The sequence below is a fragment of the Proteus genomosp. 6 genome, from assembly GCF_040139785.1.
GTDB lineage: Bacteria > Pseudomonadota > Gammaproteobacteria > Enterobacterales > Enterobacteriaceae > Proteus.
The window spans coordinates 151,186-168,429 of sequence record NZ_JBEEVJ010000002.1; the positions used below are offsets into that span (position 1 = coordinate 151,186).

The window sequence follows — 17,244 nt, forward strand, 5'->3', positions numbered from 1 at the left end:
ATTACCCAATTTAAAAATTAACTCAAATAAATCATATTATGATTGACACAGTTCTTCGAAATCTTCATGATTATAAGCATTGAACCCTACACTTTTATTTCACGGTATACAGAGTAATGAATAACACAATTTGGTTTATGGAAGGTTTATCATCACAACGCGATATAATTCAAAGTGTTAAAGACTTTGCAAAACAGCAACACCAAGAGATCTTTGTGCTCGCATCTCATCGTCATACTCGAAATGAGATTTTATCGCTTGCTGATGGGGCTTTTTATGAACCTCTTGAAGAGACATTACGCTTACAATTTATCGATGATGTTGTAAGACAGCATCAAGTCCGTGCCATTCACACCGGTCGTAATAGCGCATGGTTTGAATTACACCGCCAAGAAATTGAGTCATTTGGGGTAAAATTAACAACTGGGGCCACACAACTTGAACAGCTTCAGTTAGCTGATAATAAAGTTGCATTTGCACAAGCGATGGAACAATGTGGGCTTCCTGCAGTACCTTCTATTTACATTAAATCTATCGATGAATTAGAAACGCATATAAAAGAGCCTCCTTTTGGCGAAATACCTTTATGCATCAAACCTGTAAAAGGGATTTATGGTATGGGTTTTTGGCGCTTTGATAATCAAGTTTCACCGATGGCACTGTTTAATCACCCAGAAAATCGCCAAGTCAATCCTCAACAATATCTTGATGCATTAAAGGCAGTTGAACATTTTGAACCTTTAGTCTTAATGCCTTATTTACCTGGTCCTGAATACTCTGTTGATATGGTGGTTGAACAAGGTGATGTTATTGCAGCTGTAGCTCGACGCAAAGAGGGTGCAATACAACATCTAGAGATCTCAGGCGAGGCTTATGAATTAGGTAAAGCGTGCGCAACGGCGATGAAAGCCGATGGTCTTGTGAATGTGCAAACTCGAAATAATCATCAAGGTCGCCCACTCTTACTTGAAATTAATATGCGCCCTTCTGGTGGTATTGGTTATACCCAACATTGTGGAATTAATCTTGCAGGTATTTTTGCTTTACGCCAATTAGGATTAATAAGTATTGAAGAGGCTGAAGCCCAAAATAACCATTTTACACCAACAAAAATACGCTCAATCACCGATTCTATTGTTTTCAATTCAGCGTTAACAAACTTAATCAGTACGGATAATAATTAATAATGAAAAATAGTATGAGTGACTCATCCGTTTATCGTCGCCTTCTTTCTTGTGGCACATTAAGTGTGACGCCAAATTGTTCTATTGAGTTACTTGATGAATTATTTGATATTGCAGAAAGACGCAATCCTAAGCGTGCATTTCTATTTGTCAGTAAAGTATTAGGTCGTCATATTCCTGTTTCACCGAAAAAAATGCGTGAAACCTACCAAAAACTTGCCCATCAATTTCCTGACTCACTTGAAGGTCCTGTACTGTTTATTGGTATGGCAGAAACGGCGGTGGGTTTAGGTGCTGGCATTTTTGATGAAGTGAGAAATCGCTATCAACAAGCCATTTATTTAACATCAACACGTCATCCTGTTGATAAAGGTGAGTTGCTGTGTGAATTTAAAGAAAATCACAGCCACGCGACTGATCACTTACTCTATTTACCTACAACAGCAGAGCAACGCCAGTGGGTACAAAAAGCAAAAACCGTTGTATTAATTGATGATGAAGCGACTACAGGTAATACCTTTATCAACCTGCTTTCAGCACTACGTGAAGAAGGTGGATTAACCCATATTGAGCAGGTTATAGCGGTAACCTTAACCGATTGGAGTGGTGATTCTATCGCTGAGCGCTCCCCATTACCGATTAAAACCCTCTCTTTAGTTCAAGGGAAGTGGCAATGGGATGCCGATCCAAATGCGCCTTTACCTGTTATGCCTAACGTTAATATCACTGCATCAGGGCAAGTTGCTATCACTGGTAAACAGAGCTGGGGTCGATTAGGGATGACAACGCCCGCAAGCGATCTGGGTTTATCCATCAATGCTTCTTTAGGTGAAAAAATCCTTGTTTTAGGATCGGGAGAATTTGTTTGGGAGCCGTTTTTATTGGCTGAACGTCTTGAAAAACAAGGTGCTATCGTAAAATATAGTTCGACAACGCGTTCACCTATTTCAACTAATTTTGCCATTCAATCAGCGATCACATTTACTGATAATTATGGTTTAGGTATTCCTAACTTCGTCTATAACGTGGCGCATCAACAATTTGATCGCATTTTGCTTTGTTGTGAAACACCAGCTGAAAGCATTGATAACCAACTGATTGAAGCCCTCAATAAAGTTGCACCTATTGTTGAGGTAATTAGTTATGACTAAGCCCGTTATTTTAACTGATCTCGATGACACACTATTTCAAACACGTCGTAAGATGGTGGATGAATTAGCACTAGAACCCTATAAGACTGGCGCGCTAGATAGAAGCTTAGAACCCCGTAGCTTTATGACCCAAGAGCAAGCCATGCTTGTAGATTGGATGTTAGAGCATGCGGATTTAATTCCTGTTACTGCTCGTGGAACAGAAGAGATTAGCCGAGTCACCATTCCTTTTCATTCTTGGGCGATTACTACACATGGTGCGGTGATATTAACGCCAGAAGGCAATGCTGATACACAATGGCAAAACCACATCACTCAAAGCTTAGCGCCATATACACAGCGTTTATTGACTCTACAACAATCAATCACGCAATTAATGGCGGAACGAAATATTGATGGTTGGGCGCGAATTAACTATGAATACGGTGATTTGCCTATTTATTTAGTCATGAAGCATAACGATAGCACCCGATTAGACGAGCTATACACCATAGGTGATGAGATAGAAAAAACATTCTCAACTGAAGGTTTTTATATTCATCGTAACAGCAACAATATTGCTTGGTTACCTGAGCCTATCGAAAAAGGCAAAGCTACCACCTATTTGCTCAATAAATTAAAAACTGAGCGTGGTGTTTTTCCTGTGATTGGACTCGGTGACAGCCTAAGTGATCATCGCTTTATGAAATTATGTAGTTGGTATGGACTTCCTCGTCAAAGCCAATTTGCGGATGCGATCAACACAAAAATTTTTGGAGAATAAACATGATGGATCATAAGCCTTTTTCGGGCTCTTATGTATCAGGGGATGTCGATTTTCTACTTCAACCGGTTAATATCGAAATGACGCCCGTTGAGTTAAAAGAAGAGCTGATACAATCGGGTAAGCGCCACTATTCTGACATGCTAAGTCAAGAGCCAGAGCCAACAACATGGCATCTAGATCTCTTTGAAAAAGCGCTAGAAACAGGCGCTACACGCTTAGCAACTGAAGTCATAATGCTGGCTAAATCATTGATTGAACGCTTTGGTGATACCCCAATTATCTTGACAAGCCTTGTTCGTGCAGGTGTTCCTTTAGGCGTCATGTTGCAACAAACATTACGTAAAATGGGAAAAACCTCTTATCACTACGGCATTAGTATTATTCGAGATAGAGGCATTGATAGCGAAGCGCTTTCATGGATAGAACAACGCCACGGTACAGAAGGTATTGTGTTTGTCGATGGATGGACAGGAAAAGGCGCTATTACAGGTGAACTTATTCGTTCGTTATCAGGGCGAAAAGGCTATCCAGCTCAGCCTCGTCTTGTCGTCCTTGCTGATCCTTGTGGCTGTGCATGGTTAAGTGCCAGCGATGAAGATTGGCTTATCCCATTTGGGATCATGGGAGCGCCTGTTTCAGGATTAATTTCACGTTCAATTTGGACTGAAGAAGGCTTTCATGGTTTTGTGGATTGCCAACATTTAAAACAGTATGAATGCAGTCGTTACCTTGTTGATACTGTTGGAAAAGTCGTTGATACATTAATCGATAACGATACTCCACTAGCTACATTTAAAGAACAACAATCAGACTTAAAAAAGCTGAGCGAAAACGTCGTTAGTTCACTTGCAAACAAATATGATATTTCAAATATCAATCGTATAAAACCCGGTATTGCTGAAGCTACACGCGCTGTTTTACGCCGTGTACCTGATCATGTTCTTGTGAGAGAAATAACCGATCCTGATGTCGCGTTACTGGTTTATCTTGCGCAGGAAAAAAATATTGCTGTTATTGAAATAGGGCAAGCGCTTGGTCAATATCGTGCAGTGACTATCATTAAAAAGGTGAAATAATGATTGAACGATTATCCCCATGGAATTTAGGGGCAACGCTTTATATGCCCGCGACACGAACAGATATCGCACCCACAATCATCAATCAGAAAATTGAAGGGTTACGCTCTTTAATTATCTGTTTAGAAGATGCCGTGAGTGATGCAGATATTCCTGTTGCATTAGAAAACTTGGCAACCTTATTAAATACCTTAGCAGAGCACAAAAAAAACAGCGATTGTAGCCATTGGCCACTGCTGTTTATTCGCCCTCGCCACACTGAAATGGGTCAATGGATCACTGAAAATCTTGATGTCAGCGCCATCGATGGTCTTGTTTTGCCTAAGTTCACACAAGTTTCTCTGCCAATTTGGTGGAATATTATTGAAAATACGCATTTATGTATGATGCCAACACTTGAAACAGAAGAAGTGTTTGATGTTATTCAAATGACAGAGCTTGCAAACCACCTACTAACTCACCCTTGTCATAACAGAATTATTGCATTACGTATTGGTGGTAATGATTTAATGAATGTCATTTCTCTTAGACGTAATCGCCAATTAACACTTTATGATGGCCCAATGGGTTACGTGATAAAAATGTTAGTTGCTGTCTTTGGCGCTCGCCAATTTGCCCTCACAGCACCTGTTTGTGAGCATATTGATGATCACCATATTATGGATAAAGAGCTGGCACTTGATATTGCTAATGGACTTGTCGGTAAAACAGCGATCCATCCAAAGCAAATTCATAAAATTGAACAAGCTCTCATGGTGTCTCAATCCGATCATTCAGATGCATTACGTATTTTAAATTCAACACAAGCCGTCTTTAAATCACAAGGTGCAATGTGTGAACCAGCAACACATCGTCGCTGGGCATTGAGTATTTTAACCAGAGCTAAAATTTATGGCATTATTCCTAACCAACAAAATAATGCTCAACGTTTTAACGCAACATAAAATACTCTATAGCAGGTGATAAATTCGATAAGATAAAATAATTATCTTATATTGATTTCGATTTATAAGTTTCTAGTTAAAGCATGTTATCTTTAACTAGAACTTATAAGAACAACGTGAATCTTTTTATTTAAAAAAGTGTATTTTTTTTATTTCAGTTATTAATTTATACTACATTTAATAGGCGGCTTATTTTATTTATCCTTGTCAACACAGAACAAGAATAATAGAAATTATTGCTGAATATTTTAACACACCAATGACAAAATAAGTGGTAACTAAGCATGCAATTAAGCACTCGTCAGGTCAGAGTCTTTACACTGGCAACCCTTTTAAGCTCAGGAAAAAAGGTTCCAACCATTAAGATTATTTCTGCTCTTGAATGCTCAGAGCCTACGTTAACTCGTGTATTAAAAGAGATAAGAGATTCTTATGGTGCTGAAATAAAATACAGCAAAGCCTCTCGTGCATATCAAATGACTGAACGAGGTCAACTCGATAGTAAGGCGTTACGCCGTATGCGTGAGGCATTATCCGCCAGCGAAGATCTACGCCACAATGGAATGACAAGCCGAGTTTATCTCGATAAAGATAAGAAAAAATCTGTTTCACTTTCATTAAAAATGTCAGCATTGCGCAAGATTGATAGATTATCTTATTTAAATAATTCCACACGTAGTGAAGCTGTTGAATTATTAGTTGATCACTATATTGAAAATTTAATTCAATCAACACTCGCTGAAATAGCAGAGAAAGAAAAAGAAAAAAAGAATTCGAATTAAATAAAAAAAGCAACTTGATACTTCGGTATCAAGTTATTTTATAAAAACAACAAAAGCAGAAAATATATAAAAACACTTATCTAATAGAATTGTTTCATATATTTCCTCACATTCTTAATTTATTTTAAATTACTTTAAAAACAAAAAACACCAATTAACTAATACTTTGAATTTATTGACTTTTATAATTGTTATTTTTTAATTAAAAAGAGTATTTATACCTAATCACTATTAGTCATTCATTTAGCATTACTCTTATTAAGACGGTTCAATAAAATATATTTTCTTTAATAAAATAAAATCGCTCCATCACTCAATTTAAGGATGACAAACAGGCTAATTTCTCTTTTATTTTACTTTTCATACTATCTTCATTCAGATTAATAATATTGGACAATCATCACTGCGTTTTTTCTCTAATTTAATTAAACTAAGCATAATCTCAATTGAACACCTTCATGGGTCGGTTAGTATATTAATCGCTTATTTCTATCTCACTCACAGGATAAATGCATGAGAAGATTGCCAGTTTACCTTTTGCTTGATACATCGACTTCCATGTATGGAGAGCCTATTGCAGCAGTAAAAAATGGCGTTGAAATGCTCTTATCAACACTACGCCAAGATCCTTACGCATTAGAAACTGCTTATATTTCTATCATCACCTTTGACTCAACCGCGCAACAGGTTGTGCCACTCACTGATTTAATCAATTTTAAAGTACCAGATTTAGTCGCAAGTGGAACAACAGCATTAGGTTCTGCGCTCACTTTAGTTTCTAGTCGTATTGAAAAAGAAGTACAAAAAACTACAGCTGAAACAAAAGGAGATTGGCGTCCGTTAGTTTTTGTGATGACAGATGGCGCCCCCACAGACGATTGGAAAAAAGGCGTTGAGAAATTTAAAGCGGCACGCACTGGCGTTGTTATTGCGTGTGCAGCAGGACAATCAGCACAAACTGATGTACTAAAAAATATCACTGAAATTGTATTACAGCTAGATACTGCGGACTCCAATACCATTAAGTCATTCTTTAAGTGGGTTTCAGCCAGTATTTCTGTCGGTAGTCAAAAAGTCGATTTAACTAAGAAAGATATTAGTGATCTTGATGACTTACCACCGCCACCTCCTGAGGTTAACGTTGTACTTTAAATAAAAAAGGAATGAATATGTCTATTAGTTTAAAAAAAGGACAAGGTGTTAGTTTAAAGAAAAATGAATATGACCTTTCCTCTGTTACTATCGGTTTAGGCTGGGATATCAACGAAGAAAAACGCGGATTCCTTGGTGGGCTTTTTGGTAAAAAAAGCGAAGAATACGATTTAGATGTTATTGCCTTCTTATGTGGTGAAAATGACAAAGTAAACGATTTAGGTCAAATTGAAGGTGGGCAACCTTCTCTCGTTAATGGCGATATTATTTTCTTTAATAGCCTACAACACAAATCAGGACAAATTTGGTTAACGGGTGATAACCGAACAGGCGCAGGTGATGGCGATGATGAACAGATCATTGTGAAATTAAACACACTTGATCCTAAATTTACCAAAATTGTCTTTATTGTTCAGATTTACAATGGTCGAGAACTACAACAACATTTTGGTAAAGTACAAAACGCCTTTATCCGCGCTGTTGATGCGAAAAATGTAGAAATGGCTCGTTTTGATTTATCTGGAGGCGAAGCCTTCAACAACCAACGTTCAATGCTGTTTGCTGAATTAGTCAGAGAAGATAATGGCTGGAAACTGAACGCCATTGGAGAGCCTTCAAGTTCAGATAGCTTTATTTCTTACTTAAAGGATTTCGCCTAATGAGAAGACTTCCCGTTTACCTGCTGATTGATACTTCAGGATCAATGAGAGGTGAATCTATTCATGCGGTTAACGTTGGGATACAAACAATGCTTAATGCATTGAGACAAGATCCTTACGCATTAGAAAGCGTGCATATCTCTATCATTACCTATGATAACGAGGCTCGTGAATTTATCCCATTAACTGCATTAGAAGATTTCCAATTCTCAGATATCACCGTACCTAGCTCTGGCGGTACTTTCACGGGTGCTGCGCTGGAATGTTTAATCAAGTGTGTCGATCGTGATATTAAACGTTCCGATGGTGATCAAAAAGGTGACTGGCGTCCTCTCGTTTTTTTAATGACGGATGGCACACCGTCTGATGCTTACGCCTATGGTGAAGCGATTAAAGAAGTGAAAAAGCGTTCATTTGGTTCGATCATCGCTTGTGCTGTTGGCCCTAAAGCCAAACACGATCACCTTAAAGAGCTTACATCTCAAGTGGTAGCTTTAGAAACGCTAGACTCCAATGCCTTCTCTGGCTTTTTTAAATGGGTTTCTGCCAGTGTTGCATCTGGCAGTTCAAGTGCAGGAGTGAATACGGATAAAGACACCCTACCGCCGCCACCTCCTGAAATCCAACTGGTACTGTGATCTACAAAAGCAAAGCGCTCCAAAAGGCTTTGCTTTTATTTTATTCAGACTTTGGTTTATCCATCACAATACATAACAGCCACGATAAAGAGATAAGGTATAACAATGAGAAGGCTACCCATTTTCTTTGTTTTAGATTGTTCAGAATCAATGATCGGTGAAAACCTAAAAAAGATGAATGACGGTCTAACAACTATTATTAACGATCTGAGAAGAGATCCGCACGCCCTTGAAACGGCTTGTATTTCTGTTATCGCCTTTGCTGGTGTTGCAAAAACGATTGTTCCACTCACTGAAGTCGTCTCTTTTTATCCTCCTCAACTTCCTTTAGGCGGAGGCACGTCATTAGGCAGCGCATTACGAGAACTTTCTCACCAAATCGACACGCAAGTAAGAAAAACCACACTTGAGCAAAAAGGCGATTGGAAACCTGTCGTTTATCTTTTAACTGACGGCAGACCTACTGATGATTACGCGCAAGAGATCAAGCGCTGGAAAGCTCACTACGCCAACAAAGTTAACTTAATTGCGATTGGATTAGGCTTAAGTGCAGACTTACATGTGCTGTCGCAATTAACTGAAAACGTGCTGTTATTTACCGAAGCACAAGAAGGCGATTTTACTCGTTTCATTAAATGGATAACGATGTCAGTGGTTTCTCATAGCCGAAGTGTTGGCGAAGAGCCGCCACCACTTTTAAATCAAACAGAGTATATTGTTCGTCTTGCGAAAGATGATGTTGCTCGTGCCTATGATGAGTCTTGTGTCACTTTTGTCGGGCGTTGTAGCCACACACGTTCACCTTATTTAATGAAATATGAACGACCACCAATGAAAGCTTCAGGGCTCGATTTTAACCTCAATCTTAATGGTTTTAACTTAACGGGTTGCTACACTTTAAATGAAGATTACTTTGCATGGAGTGATCTCAGCGCCACGGCATATCAAGTTAACACCAGCGAACTTCATGGTACACCTGGCTGCCCTTATTGCGGCAATGCTACTGCTTTTGCCGTTTGCCAATGTGGTAAATTACTTTGTGTGAATGGCCCTGAAAGCGTTGTTTGCCCTTGGTGTGATAACAACATCACCTTTGGTGATAACAGCAGCCAATCTGACTTTGATGTCACACGAGGTAAAGGCTAATGGATAAAAAAGCCCTACTCACAAAACTGATTATTGATGACACGCTGACACAACATCGCATTCCAGTGCATGAAGAACTTGTTATTGCGTTGTATGAAGATGAGGAAATCGCTCAATACATTGATTTTATTATTGATAAAATCAATGCTAAAGCGGCAGAAAAAATAACACCACAAGACAAAATCCCCCCTATTCTTCTGTTATTGCCACCAGCTCGCAATTTAGCTGCTGAAGAAACATCATTACCAGAAGAGTGTCCATTAAAGCCAGGTCAAATTCCAACACACTCATCACCAATGCCAACAGAAAAACCGATTATTCATCGCCCTACGGCAAAAATTACCCTTTCTAATGCAAAAGTAGGCACTGCATTCAATTCTACGCTCAGTATCGAGCTAAATACCCTCGAAATTGCCGAAATTGAAGCGGTTGATGTCCCTGAAGGAGTTGGAATAACCTTTGATCATGAAAGTTGTTGCTTAGTAGGAATGCCAACAAAAAGTGGCAATTTCATATTGGTTGTCCATTGGTCTGTTAATGCTATTCGTTATCAAGATGAAGTCTTATTAATCATCAATCCTGATCCGCGTAGCTTATGGCAAATCAATGAACCTCCCGCTGATAGCCCTTATCCCAAAGCCCACATCGATAGCCAACTTATTCTTGAAGAAGACATTCGAATTGTAGGAGCAAGCCGTCGTGGGCGTTCTCATGAACATGCAGGCACATTCCGTGATGATGATTTTTATATTCACCACGATAACCAAAGCCAATGGAATATTTTAATTGTTGCTGATGGTGCAGGCAGTGCTCGCTATTCTCGCGAAGGCTCACGCATTGCTATCAATACGGTCAGCCACTATTTAAAATCACAATTAAGTTTGGAAAATGAAGCAATTAAACCTCATCTTGAAACCATCCATCAATGGAATGACAACAGCGCCATTAATCAAGTAGGAAGCTTCTTTGCACAACTCTTTCGTAATGCCGCCCAATTAGCAATTAATAACCTCAAAAATGAAGCGATTCATATTAATGAACCCGTAAAATCATTTTCAACAACGTTATTAGCCACGGTTTCTTTGCGTATCAATGATGAGTTATTTGCTGCCTCATTTTGGATGGGAGATGGTGCGATTGCCGCTTATGGTACTGCTGGAAAAGTGCGTATTTTAGGTATTCCTGATAGTGGTGAATATGCAGGACAAACCCGTTTTCTTGATGATAGTGCGCTCAACGATGCTGAATTTAATCGACGCATTATTATTGGTAAGTGGAAAGAAATTTCACATCTTATTTTAATGACAGACGGAGTGTCCGATCCCGTATTTGAAACGGATAATGGCTTACAAGATCCCAATAAATGGGCTGCATTCATTGATGAAATATCGCCTTGTTTAGCCTCTCCTGAACATGCAGATAGCGCATTGGCTGAATGGCTGAATTTCTTTTCAGCAGGCAATCACGATGACCGCACTCTGGTTGTGGCTTGGTAATCATAAAAGAGAGAATGGGTGAGTTTCATGGCAGAGATCATTACCTGTACAACGCAAAGTGGAAAAACAGTTCAGTACGTCAATGAGATCATTGGCTCTGGCTCAATGAAAGATGTCTATTTTTCCCCTGACCGAACCTACGTTGTTGCCTTCTATAAAACACAACAGAATGCACAAGCCAAAGATAGAATCGATATGATAACAGGCTCTTATCGACATAATATCTTTGAACAAAGTGGTGGAGAATATTGGAAAAACCTCTTTTGCTGGCCAACGGATGTTGTCGAACATCAAGGTAAAATTGGTATTGTTGTTCCAACTTATCAATCCCACTTTTTCTTTAAATATGGTTCTAAAAACAATGACTTTCTTGCGATAAAAGGTCGAGAAAAAGAAGGTAAATGGTTTGCAAGTGCCAATAACCAAAATAAATTTCTCGATCCTCGTGAAAAAGGTAATCTATTAAATTACCTTAAAGTCTGTTTATTGCTCTCTCGTGCAGTACGACGAATGCATGCAGCAGGCTTATGCCACAGTGATTTAAGCTATAAAAACGTCCTTATCGATCCTGAGCAAGGTCATGCCTGTGTGATTGATATTGACGGTTTAGTGGTTCCCGGTAAATATCCGCCTGATGTGGTGGGAACCCCTGACTTTATCGCGCCTGAAGTAGTAAAAACCAGCCATTTACCGAAAGAAGATCCTAACCGTATTTTGCCAAGCATCACGACAGATAGACACGCACTTGCAGTATTAATCTATATGTATCTATTTTATCGTCACCCATTACGGGGCGGTAAAATTCACGATCTTGACGATGAAATGCGTGATGAAACGCTCTCTATGGGTGAAAAAGCGTTATTTATTGAGCACCCAACTGATCGTAGCAATGCGGTAAAACTTAATCAGGTAAAACCGTCATCGCTACCTTGGGCTGATCCCCAAAAAATCCCTTATACCATTATGGGGCCTTACCTTACGCCTCTTTTTGAAAGAGCGTTTATCACGGGATTACACGATCCTTCACAACGCCCTACCGCAGATGAATGGGAGACGGCTTTAGTCAAAACGGTAGATTTAGTTCAGCCTTGTCAAAATAAAGATTGTGAACAGCAATGGTATGTTTTTTCTGGAAAAACACAGCCCGTTTGTCCTTATTGCCATACGCCTTATAAAGGTCAATTGCCGATTTTAAATCTCTACTCTTCACGTAAGGCAGGCAGTTTCAGACCTGACGATCACCGCTTAATGGTATGGAGTAATCAATCACTCTTTCCTTGGCATGTTAATCGCCTTATTGCGCCCAATGAACGCACTACTGATGAACAGAAAAAACGTGTCGGTTATTTCGTTTTTCACAATTCAACATGGTGGCTGGTGAATGAACGTATTGAGGGATTGATGGTATTGCCAGAGAAAAAACAGATAGCCATTGGCGATAAAATTGCGCTAACAGATGGGTTGCAATTTGTATTATCAACAGAAGAAGGCGGACGACTGGTTGTGGTGCAATTAGTCTCAAATTAACGATAAAGAGAGAATAATCCACTTAATTAATAAAGGGTTATTCTCTGTTTATTGATTTAATTCTCAACTTATTTTTTTAGATGTCTTATTCTACAGACACTAATTTAATCCAATAATCATTTTTATTTCTAAACCTTCATTTAGTTAAGAAAAACTGTGTAATTAATCATATTTCAGCCGTCCTATTTAAATCAAAGTCAGATCACATATTCACGTCTCACCCTTGCTATTTAGCGCTAACGTTCAATATTGGATATCAAGATCCCAGTTTATTAAGCCCCAGTATTTACAATACCGAGCAGTGATAATTGGAGGGGCTAATGAAAACTAAAAATAAAATCAATGTACTAGAACTTATTTCGCCAGAAATGCAACAAGTTATGCAATTTTATGCAGATAATCCGCAACCTGCGCCAGAAAGTAATGACTACCCTTCTATGCGCCTTGCTTACAATCAAGACAGACGTTATTGGAATGCAGATGCACCCGAAATGTTTAGCATTCAAGATATTTCCGTTAGCACGTCTTATGGCGAGGTTCTAACACGCCTTTATCAACCCACAGAAAAAACACCCGCAACACTCTATTATCTTCATGGCGGGGGCTTTATTTTAGGGAATTTAGATACCCACGATCGCATTATGCGTTTACTCGCGTCTTATACAGGTTGTGCAGTGATTGGTATTGATTACTCACTATCACCAGAAGCACATTATCCACAAGCGATTGATGAATCAGCGCAAGTCTGCCAGTTTTATAATCAACATGCTGAACACTACGGTATTAACACTCAACACATTGGTTTTGCCAGGCGATTCTGCGGGAGCCATGTTATCGCTTGCTACTGTACTGTGGTTACGCGACAAACAAATCCACTGTGGCAAGGTAAGTGCAGCTTTATTATGGTATGGATTATACGGTTTACGTGATTCCACTAGCCGTCGGCTTTATGGTGGTGAATGGGATGGGTTGCGCCAGCAAGATCTAGAAGAATATGATAATGCCTATTTAACCGCGTTAGGCAATCGTGATGCACCTTATTATTGCTTATTTAATAACGATTTAACGCAAGATATTCCCCCTTGCTTTATCGCCAGCGCACAATACGACCCACTTATTGATGATAGCGTGACTCTCTTTAAAACCCTTGAAGCACATCAATCACCTTGTGAATATAAAATGTATCCAGGCACATTACATGCCTTTTTACACTACTCACGCATGATGAAAGTGGCTGATGACGCCATTCGAGATGGCGCTCATTACTTTGTAAAACAACTTAAGAATTAAAACTCAAGATTTCGAATAAAACGATAATCCGCAGACGCCTCTTTAAGTCGATACAGACTTGCAGGGCGTCCTCTCTCTGCCCGCTTTTCTCCTGTATCAATCAATAAATCAGCTTGTTCGATGCGTCGTCTAAAGGATTTTTTCTGGATCTCTTTACCAATCAGAATTTCATGAACATGTTGCAACTCTGGCAAGGTAAAAACTTCTGGCAATGCAAATCCAGGCACAATCGAATAGAGTGATTTTTGCTTTAATCGCTCTCTTGCTTGTGTAATTAATTCATGGTGATCAAAAGCTAAGCGTTGTTGTGCAATCTCATCAATAGGACACCACATTACCGAATCCACGGAATCAATATGTGCTTCACACACTTGATGTGCAATCAACGCGGTATAACAGACCGTCACAGACCAACCTCTTACATCACGCTGGTTATTTCCCACGGAACAAAGTTGCTCAATATAAGGAGGGATCACACCCGTTTTCTCTTTTAATTTTCTTAGCACAGTATCGTCAAGGCATTTGTCCTGTACTTCATCGACAAATCCACCAGGTAAACCCCATTTTCCTTTTTCAGGATGCTCTCCTCTTTTCACTAACAATACTTTTAACTGCTCTTCATGATAAGTAAACAGTACCGCATCAACAGTAATCAGTGGGGATAGGAAATCACGGCGGTTATAACTGGCTAAAAAATCTTGTTCATTCATGGCGTAAGCTTTATTAGAAAACGATGAAACTATTTTAAGCCTAAACAGCAAAAAATCAAATTTTGTCATAAAGACACTAAATCAGTTGACAAGCATAGTGTCGATAGGACACAATCCAGTTATTGTCATAAGGACACTAATTGGAGATATCCTATGTTTAACTTAAATTATTTCAAAGCAGACTCATCAACTTTCATTATTAAATCGGTAAACGGCAAAATTCGCCAGCAAGGTAAAGGATTGAGTTTTTGGTATAACTCAGCCACAACCTCTATTGCCGCACTACCTTTAAACGCCCAAGAAGCGCCATTTATTTTCAACTTTCAAACCTCGGACTTTCAGGGCTTACGCATTCAAGGACAAATTTCATTTCAGGTCAAAACACCTGAAAAAGCCGCAGAAGTGCTCAATTTTAACTTGAGCAAAAACGGCAAATCTTATGCATCAGAAGATCCACTAAAACTCAGTGATCGCGTTGTGCGTATTGCACAAACCTTAATCCAAGCAAAGATCCAAAGTACACCACTTAGAGAAGCGTTATTACTTAGCCAATCATTAGTTACTTTGGTGATGGAACAATTAATTGAACACCCATCATTAGATGCATTAGGTATTGCGATTTTAGATGTCTCTATTGCAGCAATCACTCCATCACCAGAAACCTTAAAAGCACTCGAAGCCGAAGCAAGAGAATCCTTACTGAAAGAAGCCGACGATGCCATTTATGCTCGTCGTAAATTCTCGGTAGAACAAGAACGCACCATTAAAGAGGCTGAATTGGAAACCGACTTATCTGTTCAACGTAAACGACAAGAAATTGAAGAAGCACGTTTAGAAAACGAACGCACATTATTACGGGAACAAGCGGAGATTGAAAAAGAGCGCCTTGAAGCCAAAGTAAATGCTGAAGCAAAACGTAAAGAACTGGTCGCGTTAAGTGCTGAAAATCAGCGAACACAATCAGAAGCTGATGCTTATGCTATTGAAGCGACCATGCGTGCTTATCGTGAACTGCCAGTTGAAAACCTAAAAGCCATGGCACTAGCAAAAATGGACTCTCAGCAATTAATGGCAATGGCATTTGAAACCTTAGCGCTGAATTCAGGGAAAATTGGTGAGTTAAATATCACTCCTGATTTATTTAGCCAATTTATGAAAAAAGGGAGTAAATAATGCAACGTAACGAAGATTTTCGCTTTGTTCTGGTGATGAGAAAAAGCCGCTTACAGGAATTAATTGAGCGTTTTAATACGTGGTCACAAGCCAAATTCTATTTAGAACACAACAATGTTGAGGTAACGGATTACCTCAACGAACACAACTTATATCAAAAACAACTAACACAAGCAGAGCTGGTTTTAAAATCATTGGGACGTTTTCAGCTATTAGAAAGAAACTTATTGCCTAGCTATCAATTCTCACCCCACGATATTGTGGTGGTGATTGGTCAAGATGGGCTGGTCGCCAATACACTGAAATACCTTAATGGACAGCCTATTATTGCCATCAATCCCGATCCTTCAAGATGGGATGGCAAATTACTTCCTTTTGAAATAGGTGAATTAAAAGAGACGGTGATTAATACCATTAATCAGAAAATGCCGTTTAAATCCGTGACCTTTGCACAAGCGACAACCAATGATGGCCAATCACTGTTAGCCGTTAATGATCTATTTATTGGCCCCAAAAGCCACACGTCTGCACGCTATATTTTACAATGGAGTGGTGCTCAAGAAGCACAATCTTCATCAGGAATTATTGTGTCTACGGGACTTGGCTCGACAGGTTGGTTTCAATCTATTCTCGCTGGCGCGATGGCAATCACAGGAGAAGCATCACATCCCCTGTTACAAGGATTTAGCTGGGGTGACAAAAAGCTGCAATTTAGTGTGAGAGAACCTTTTCCAAGTCGAACAACAGGCGTAGCTCTAACCTTTGGAACAATTGAGCCTGATTCACCTTTACAATTAGAATCTTTAATGCCTGAAAATGGGGTTATTTTTTCTGATGGTATCGAAGATGACTATTTACAGTTTAATGCAGGCTGTATAGCACATATTGGTATCGCGGACATACAAGGCCAACTTATTAGCCCTAAAGGGCGTCAGCGTATTTAGGCTTGATGAGGGTGAATAAATAACAATAAAGACATGACAAAAATAGAATAAATCTATTAATTATCAGTTAATTAAATCGCCACCAACTTCACATTGTGTATTATTAAACACAGTAATAAAGTCAGCATTGGCACACTGATTATTTAAACTCAATTTCACCATCTCTTGATATGACGGAGAAAACCGAAGTGAAGAAGCGTGTTCTAGTGATTTATCGCCAAAAAAAGAAGAAAAAAGTTGAAGATCAGGGCAAGCATCCATGCTCACCTGATCTTCGATTACCGTTATTAACATCCGTTGTTCTAACGTCATATTGTCTCGATGCCATCCTTGAGCAATCCAACCCAAACTAAACGCCATGAGTGCAATCCATGCATATAACGCTTGTGTGTTGAACATGACCTAACTCCTTAGTCATTCGAGACAAAACTTATTTCATCGACTTTTATTATAAAGATCAGCTTTTAACACTTTTCACTTGAACGCTATGCGAAATCCTTTCACACCCAGCCCTCAACTATTGAAAAGTATTTTTACTCACTTCCTTGTTAACTTGTAATAGACATCCTTGTCTATTGCCTTCTACTCACACTGAAAAACAACAGA

General features: G+C 39.1%; 15 protein-coding genes and 3 pseudogenes. 16 read left to right on the forward strand and 2 right to left on the reverse strand.

The annotated features are described in order from the left end of the window. Positions 1 to 116 precede the first annotated feature (116 nt). The 14 genes and pseudogenes from ABN212_RS03230 (at position 117) to aes (ending at position 13,811) form a co-directional block, all read left to right on the forward strand. Positions 117 to 1,184 carry an ATP-grasp domain-containing protein gene (locus ABN212_RS03230; protein WP_198620740.1) on the forward strand — a complete coding sequence of 356 codons (1,068 nt, stop codon included), beginning with the start codon at positions 117 to 119 and terminating at the stop codon, positions 1,182 to 1,184. Between the two features lie 14 nt (positions 1,185 to 1,198). After that, entirely contained in the window at positions 1,199 to 2,335 is a 1,137-nt protein-coding gene (locus ABN212_RS03235; protein ID WP_198630316.1) for a phosphoribosyltransferase domain-containing protein, read from the forward strand. Next, positions 2,328 to 3,098, forward strand: a complete 771-nt coding sequence (locus ABN212_RS03240; RefSeq protein ID WP_349442862.1) for a hypothetical protein — start codon at positions 2,328 to 2,330, stop codon at positions 3,096 to 3,098. The genes ABN212_RS03235 and ABN212_RS03240 overlap by 8 nt, the downstream gene beginning before the upstream one ends. A gap of 2 nt (positions 3,099 to 3,100) precedes the next feature. Beyond that, positions 3,101 to 3,845, forward strand: a pseudogene (locus ABN212_RS03245) (cysteine protease StiP domain-containing protein); the annotation flags it as partial. Between the two features lie 125 nt (positions 3,846 to 3,970). Continuing rightward, a pseudogene (locus ABN212_RS18835) lies at positions 3,971 to 4,177 on the forward strand (RNA-binding protein); the annotation flags it as partial. Beyond that, positions 4,177 to 5,121: an HpcH/HpaI aldolase/citrate lyase family protein gene (locus tag ABN212_RS03250; RefSeq protein WP_198620736.1), complete on the forward strand. Its 945-nt coding sequence runs from the start codon at positions 4,177 to 4,179 to the stop codon at positions 5,119 to 5,121. The pseudogene ABN212_RS18835 and the gene ABN212_RS03250, both read left to right, overlap by 1 nt. 284 nt (positions 5,122 to 5,405) lie before the next feature. After that, positions 5,406 to 5,903, forward strand: a complete 498-nt coding sequence (locus ABN212_RS03255) for a tellurium resistance protein TerW (protein ID WP_109373001.1) — start codon at positions 5,406 to 5,408, stop codon at positions 5,901 to 5,903. Between the two features lie 513 nt (positions 5,904 to 6,416). Next, positions 6,417 to 7,055 carry a vWA domain-containing protein gene (locus tag ABN212_RS03260; protein WP_160230680.1) on the forward strand — a complete coding sequence of 213 codons (639 nt, stop codon included), beginning with the start codon at positions 6,417 to 6,419 and terminating at the stop codon, positions 7,053 to 7,055. 17 nt (positions 7,056 to 7,072) lie between these two features. Continuing rightward, the gene (locus ABN212_RS03265) at positions 7,073 to 7,714 is read left to right on the forward strand and encodes a TerD family protein (protein ID WP_349442863.1); all 642 of its coding nucleotides are present in this window, start codon (positions 7,073 to 7,075) and stop codon (positions 7,712 to 7,714) included. Further along, a complete protein-coding gene (locus ABN212_RS03270; RefSeq protein WP_075672662.1) occupies positions 7,714 to 8,352 on the forward strand; it encodes a vWA domain-containing protein in 639 nt (212 codons plus the stop codon). The genes ABN212_RS03265 and ABN212_RS03270 overlap by 1 nt, the downstream gene beginning before the upstream one ends. A 105-nt stretch (positions 8,353 to 8,457) precedes the next feature. After that, complete coding sequence (locus ABN212_RS03275; protein WP_198620733.1) at positions 8,458 to 9,498, forward strand: TerY-C metal binding domain-containing protein; 1,041 nt, start codon at positions 8,458 to 8,460, stop codon at positions 9,496 to 9,498. After that, positions 9,498 to 10,994 (forward strand): PP2C family serine/threonine-protein phosphatase, encoded by a 1,497-nt coding sequence (locus ABN212_RS03280; RefSeq protein WP_349442865.1) that lies wholly within the window; start codon positions 9,498 to 9,500, stop codon positions 10,992 to 10,994. Before ABN212_RS03275 ends, ABN212_RS03280 begins: the two co-directional genes overlap by 1 nt. Before the next feature lie 27 nt (positions 10,995 to 11,021). Continuing rightward, on the forward strand, positions 11,022 to 12,521 hold the full coding sequence (locus ABN212_RS03285; RefSeq protein WP_349442866.1) for a helix-hairpin-helix domain-containing protein: 1,500 nt from the start codon (positions 11,022 to 11,024) through the stop codon (positions 12,519 to 12,521). 320 nt (positions 12,522 to 12,841) lie between these two features. Beyond that, positions 12,842 to 13,811 (forward strand): annotated as a pseudogene (gene aes / locus ABN212_RS03290) (acetyl esterase). On the opposite strand, the gene ABN212_RS03295 reads toward aes, so the two are convergent. Then, positions 13,808 to 14,521 carry an NUDIX hydrolase gene (locus ABN212_RS03295; protein ID WP_198632372.1) on the reverse strand — a complete coding sequence of 238 codons (714 nt, stop codon included), beginning with the start codon at positions 14,519 to 14,521 and terminating at the stop codon, positions 13,808 to 13,810. The pseudogene aes and the gene ABN212_RS03295 sit on opposite strands and share 4 nt — an antisense overlap. Positions 14,522 to 14,674: 153 nt before the next feature. Between ABN212_RS03295 and ABN212_RS03300 the strand changes: the two genes are divergently transcribed. Both ABN212_RS03300 and ABN212_RS03305 read left to right on the forward strand, forming a co-directional pair. Then, the gene (locus ABN212_RS03300) at positions 14,675 to 15,694 is read left to right on the forward strand and encodes an SPFH domain-containing protein (protein WP_198620728.1); all 1,020 of its coding nucleotides are present in this window, start codon (positions 14,675 to 14,677) and stop codon (positions 15,692 to 15,694) included. Next, a complete protein-coding gene (locus tag ABN212_RS03305) occupies positions 15,694 to 16,638 on the forward strand; it encodes a sugar kinase (RefSeq protein ID WP_349442867.1) in 945 nt (314 codons plus the stop codon). The genes ABN212_RS03300 and ABN212_RS03305 overlap by 1 nt, the downstream gene beginning before the upstream one ends. Before the next feature lie 63 nt (positions 16,639 to 16,701). Here the strand turns inward: ABN212_RS03305 and ABN212_RS03310 are convergent, their stop codons facing one another. Further along, positions 16,702 to 17,037 carry a hypothetical protein gene (locus ABN212_RS03310; RefSeq protein WP_198626222.1) on the reverse strand — a complete coding sequence of 112 codons (336 nt, stop codon included), beginning with the start codon at positions 17,035 to 17,037 and terminating at the stop codon, positions 16,702 to 16,704. Positions 17,038 to 17,244 lie beyond the last annotated feature (207 nt).

Bases quoted from the DNA above. Each gene is read 5' to 3' on its own strand.
- ABN212_RS03265 (WP_349442863.1), top strand. From the start codon at position 7,073: ATGTCTATTAGTTTAAAAAAAGGACAAGGTGTTAGTTTAAAGAAAAAT.
- ABN212_RS03295 (WP_198632372.1), bottom strand. From the start codon at position 14,521: ATGAATGAACAAGATTTTTTAGCCAGTTATAACCGCCGTGATTTCCTA.
- ABN212_RS03230 (WP_198620740.1), top strand. From the start codon at position 117: ATGAATAACACAATTTGGTTTATGGAAGGTTTATCATCACAACGCGAT.
- ABN212_RS03255 (WP_109373001.1), top strand. From the start codon at position 5,406: ATGCAATTAAGCACTCGTCAGGTCAGAGTCTTTACACTGGCAACCCTT.
- ABN212_RS03235 (WP_198630316.1), top strand. From the start codon at position 1,199: ATGAGTGACTCATCCGTTTATCGTCGCCTTCTTTCTTGTGGCACATTA.
- ABN212_RS03300 (WP_198620728.1), top strand. From the start codon at position 14,675: ATGTTTAACTTAAATTATTTCAAAGCAGACTCATCAACTTTCATTATT.
- ABN212_RS03285 (WP_349442866.1), top strand. From the start codon at position 11,022: ATGGCAGAGATCATTACCTGTACAACGCAAAGTGGAAAAACAGTTCAG.
- ABN212_RS03305 (WP_349442867.1), top strand. From the start codon at position 15,694: ATGCAACGTAACGAAGATTTTCGCTTTGTTCTGGTGATGAGAAAAAGC.
- ABN212_RS03270 (WP_075672662.1), top strand. From the start codon at position 7,714: ATGAGAAGACTTCCCGTTTACCTGCTGATTGATACTTCAGGATCAATG.
- ABN212_RS03260 (WP_160230680.1), top strand. From the start codon at position 6,417: ATGAGAAGATTGCCAGTTTACCTTTTGCTTGATACATCGACTTCCATG.
- ABN212_RS03275 (WP_198620733.1), top strand. From the start codon at position 8,458: ATGAGAAGGCTACCCATTTTCTTTGTTTTAGATTGTTCAGAATCAATG.
- ABN212_RS03310 (WP_198626222.1), bottom strand. From the start codon at position 17,037: ATGTTCAACACACAAGCGTTATATGCATGGATTGCACTCATGGCGTTT.
- ABN212_RS03250 (WP_198620736.1), top strand. From the start codon at position 4,177: ATGATTGAACGATTATCCCCATGGAATTTAGGGGCAACGCTTTATATG.
- ABN212_RS03280 (WP_349442865.1), top strand. From the start codon at position 9,498: ATGGATAAAAAAGCCCTACTCACAAAACTGATTATTGATGACACGCTG.
- ABN212_RS03240 (WP_349442862.1), top strand. From the start codon at position 2,328: ATGACTAAGCCCGTTATTTTAACTGATCTCGATGACACACTATTTCAA.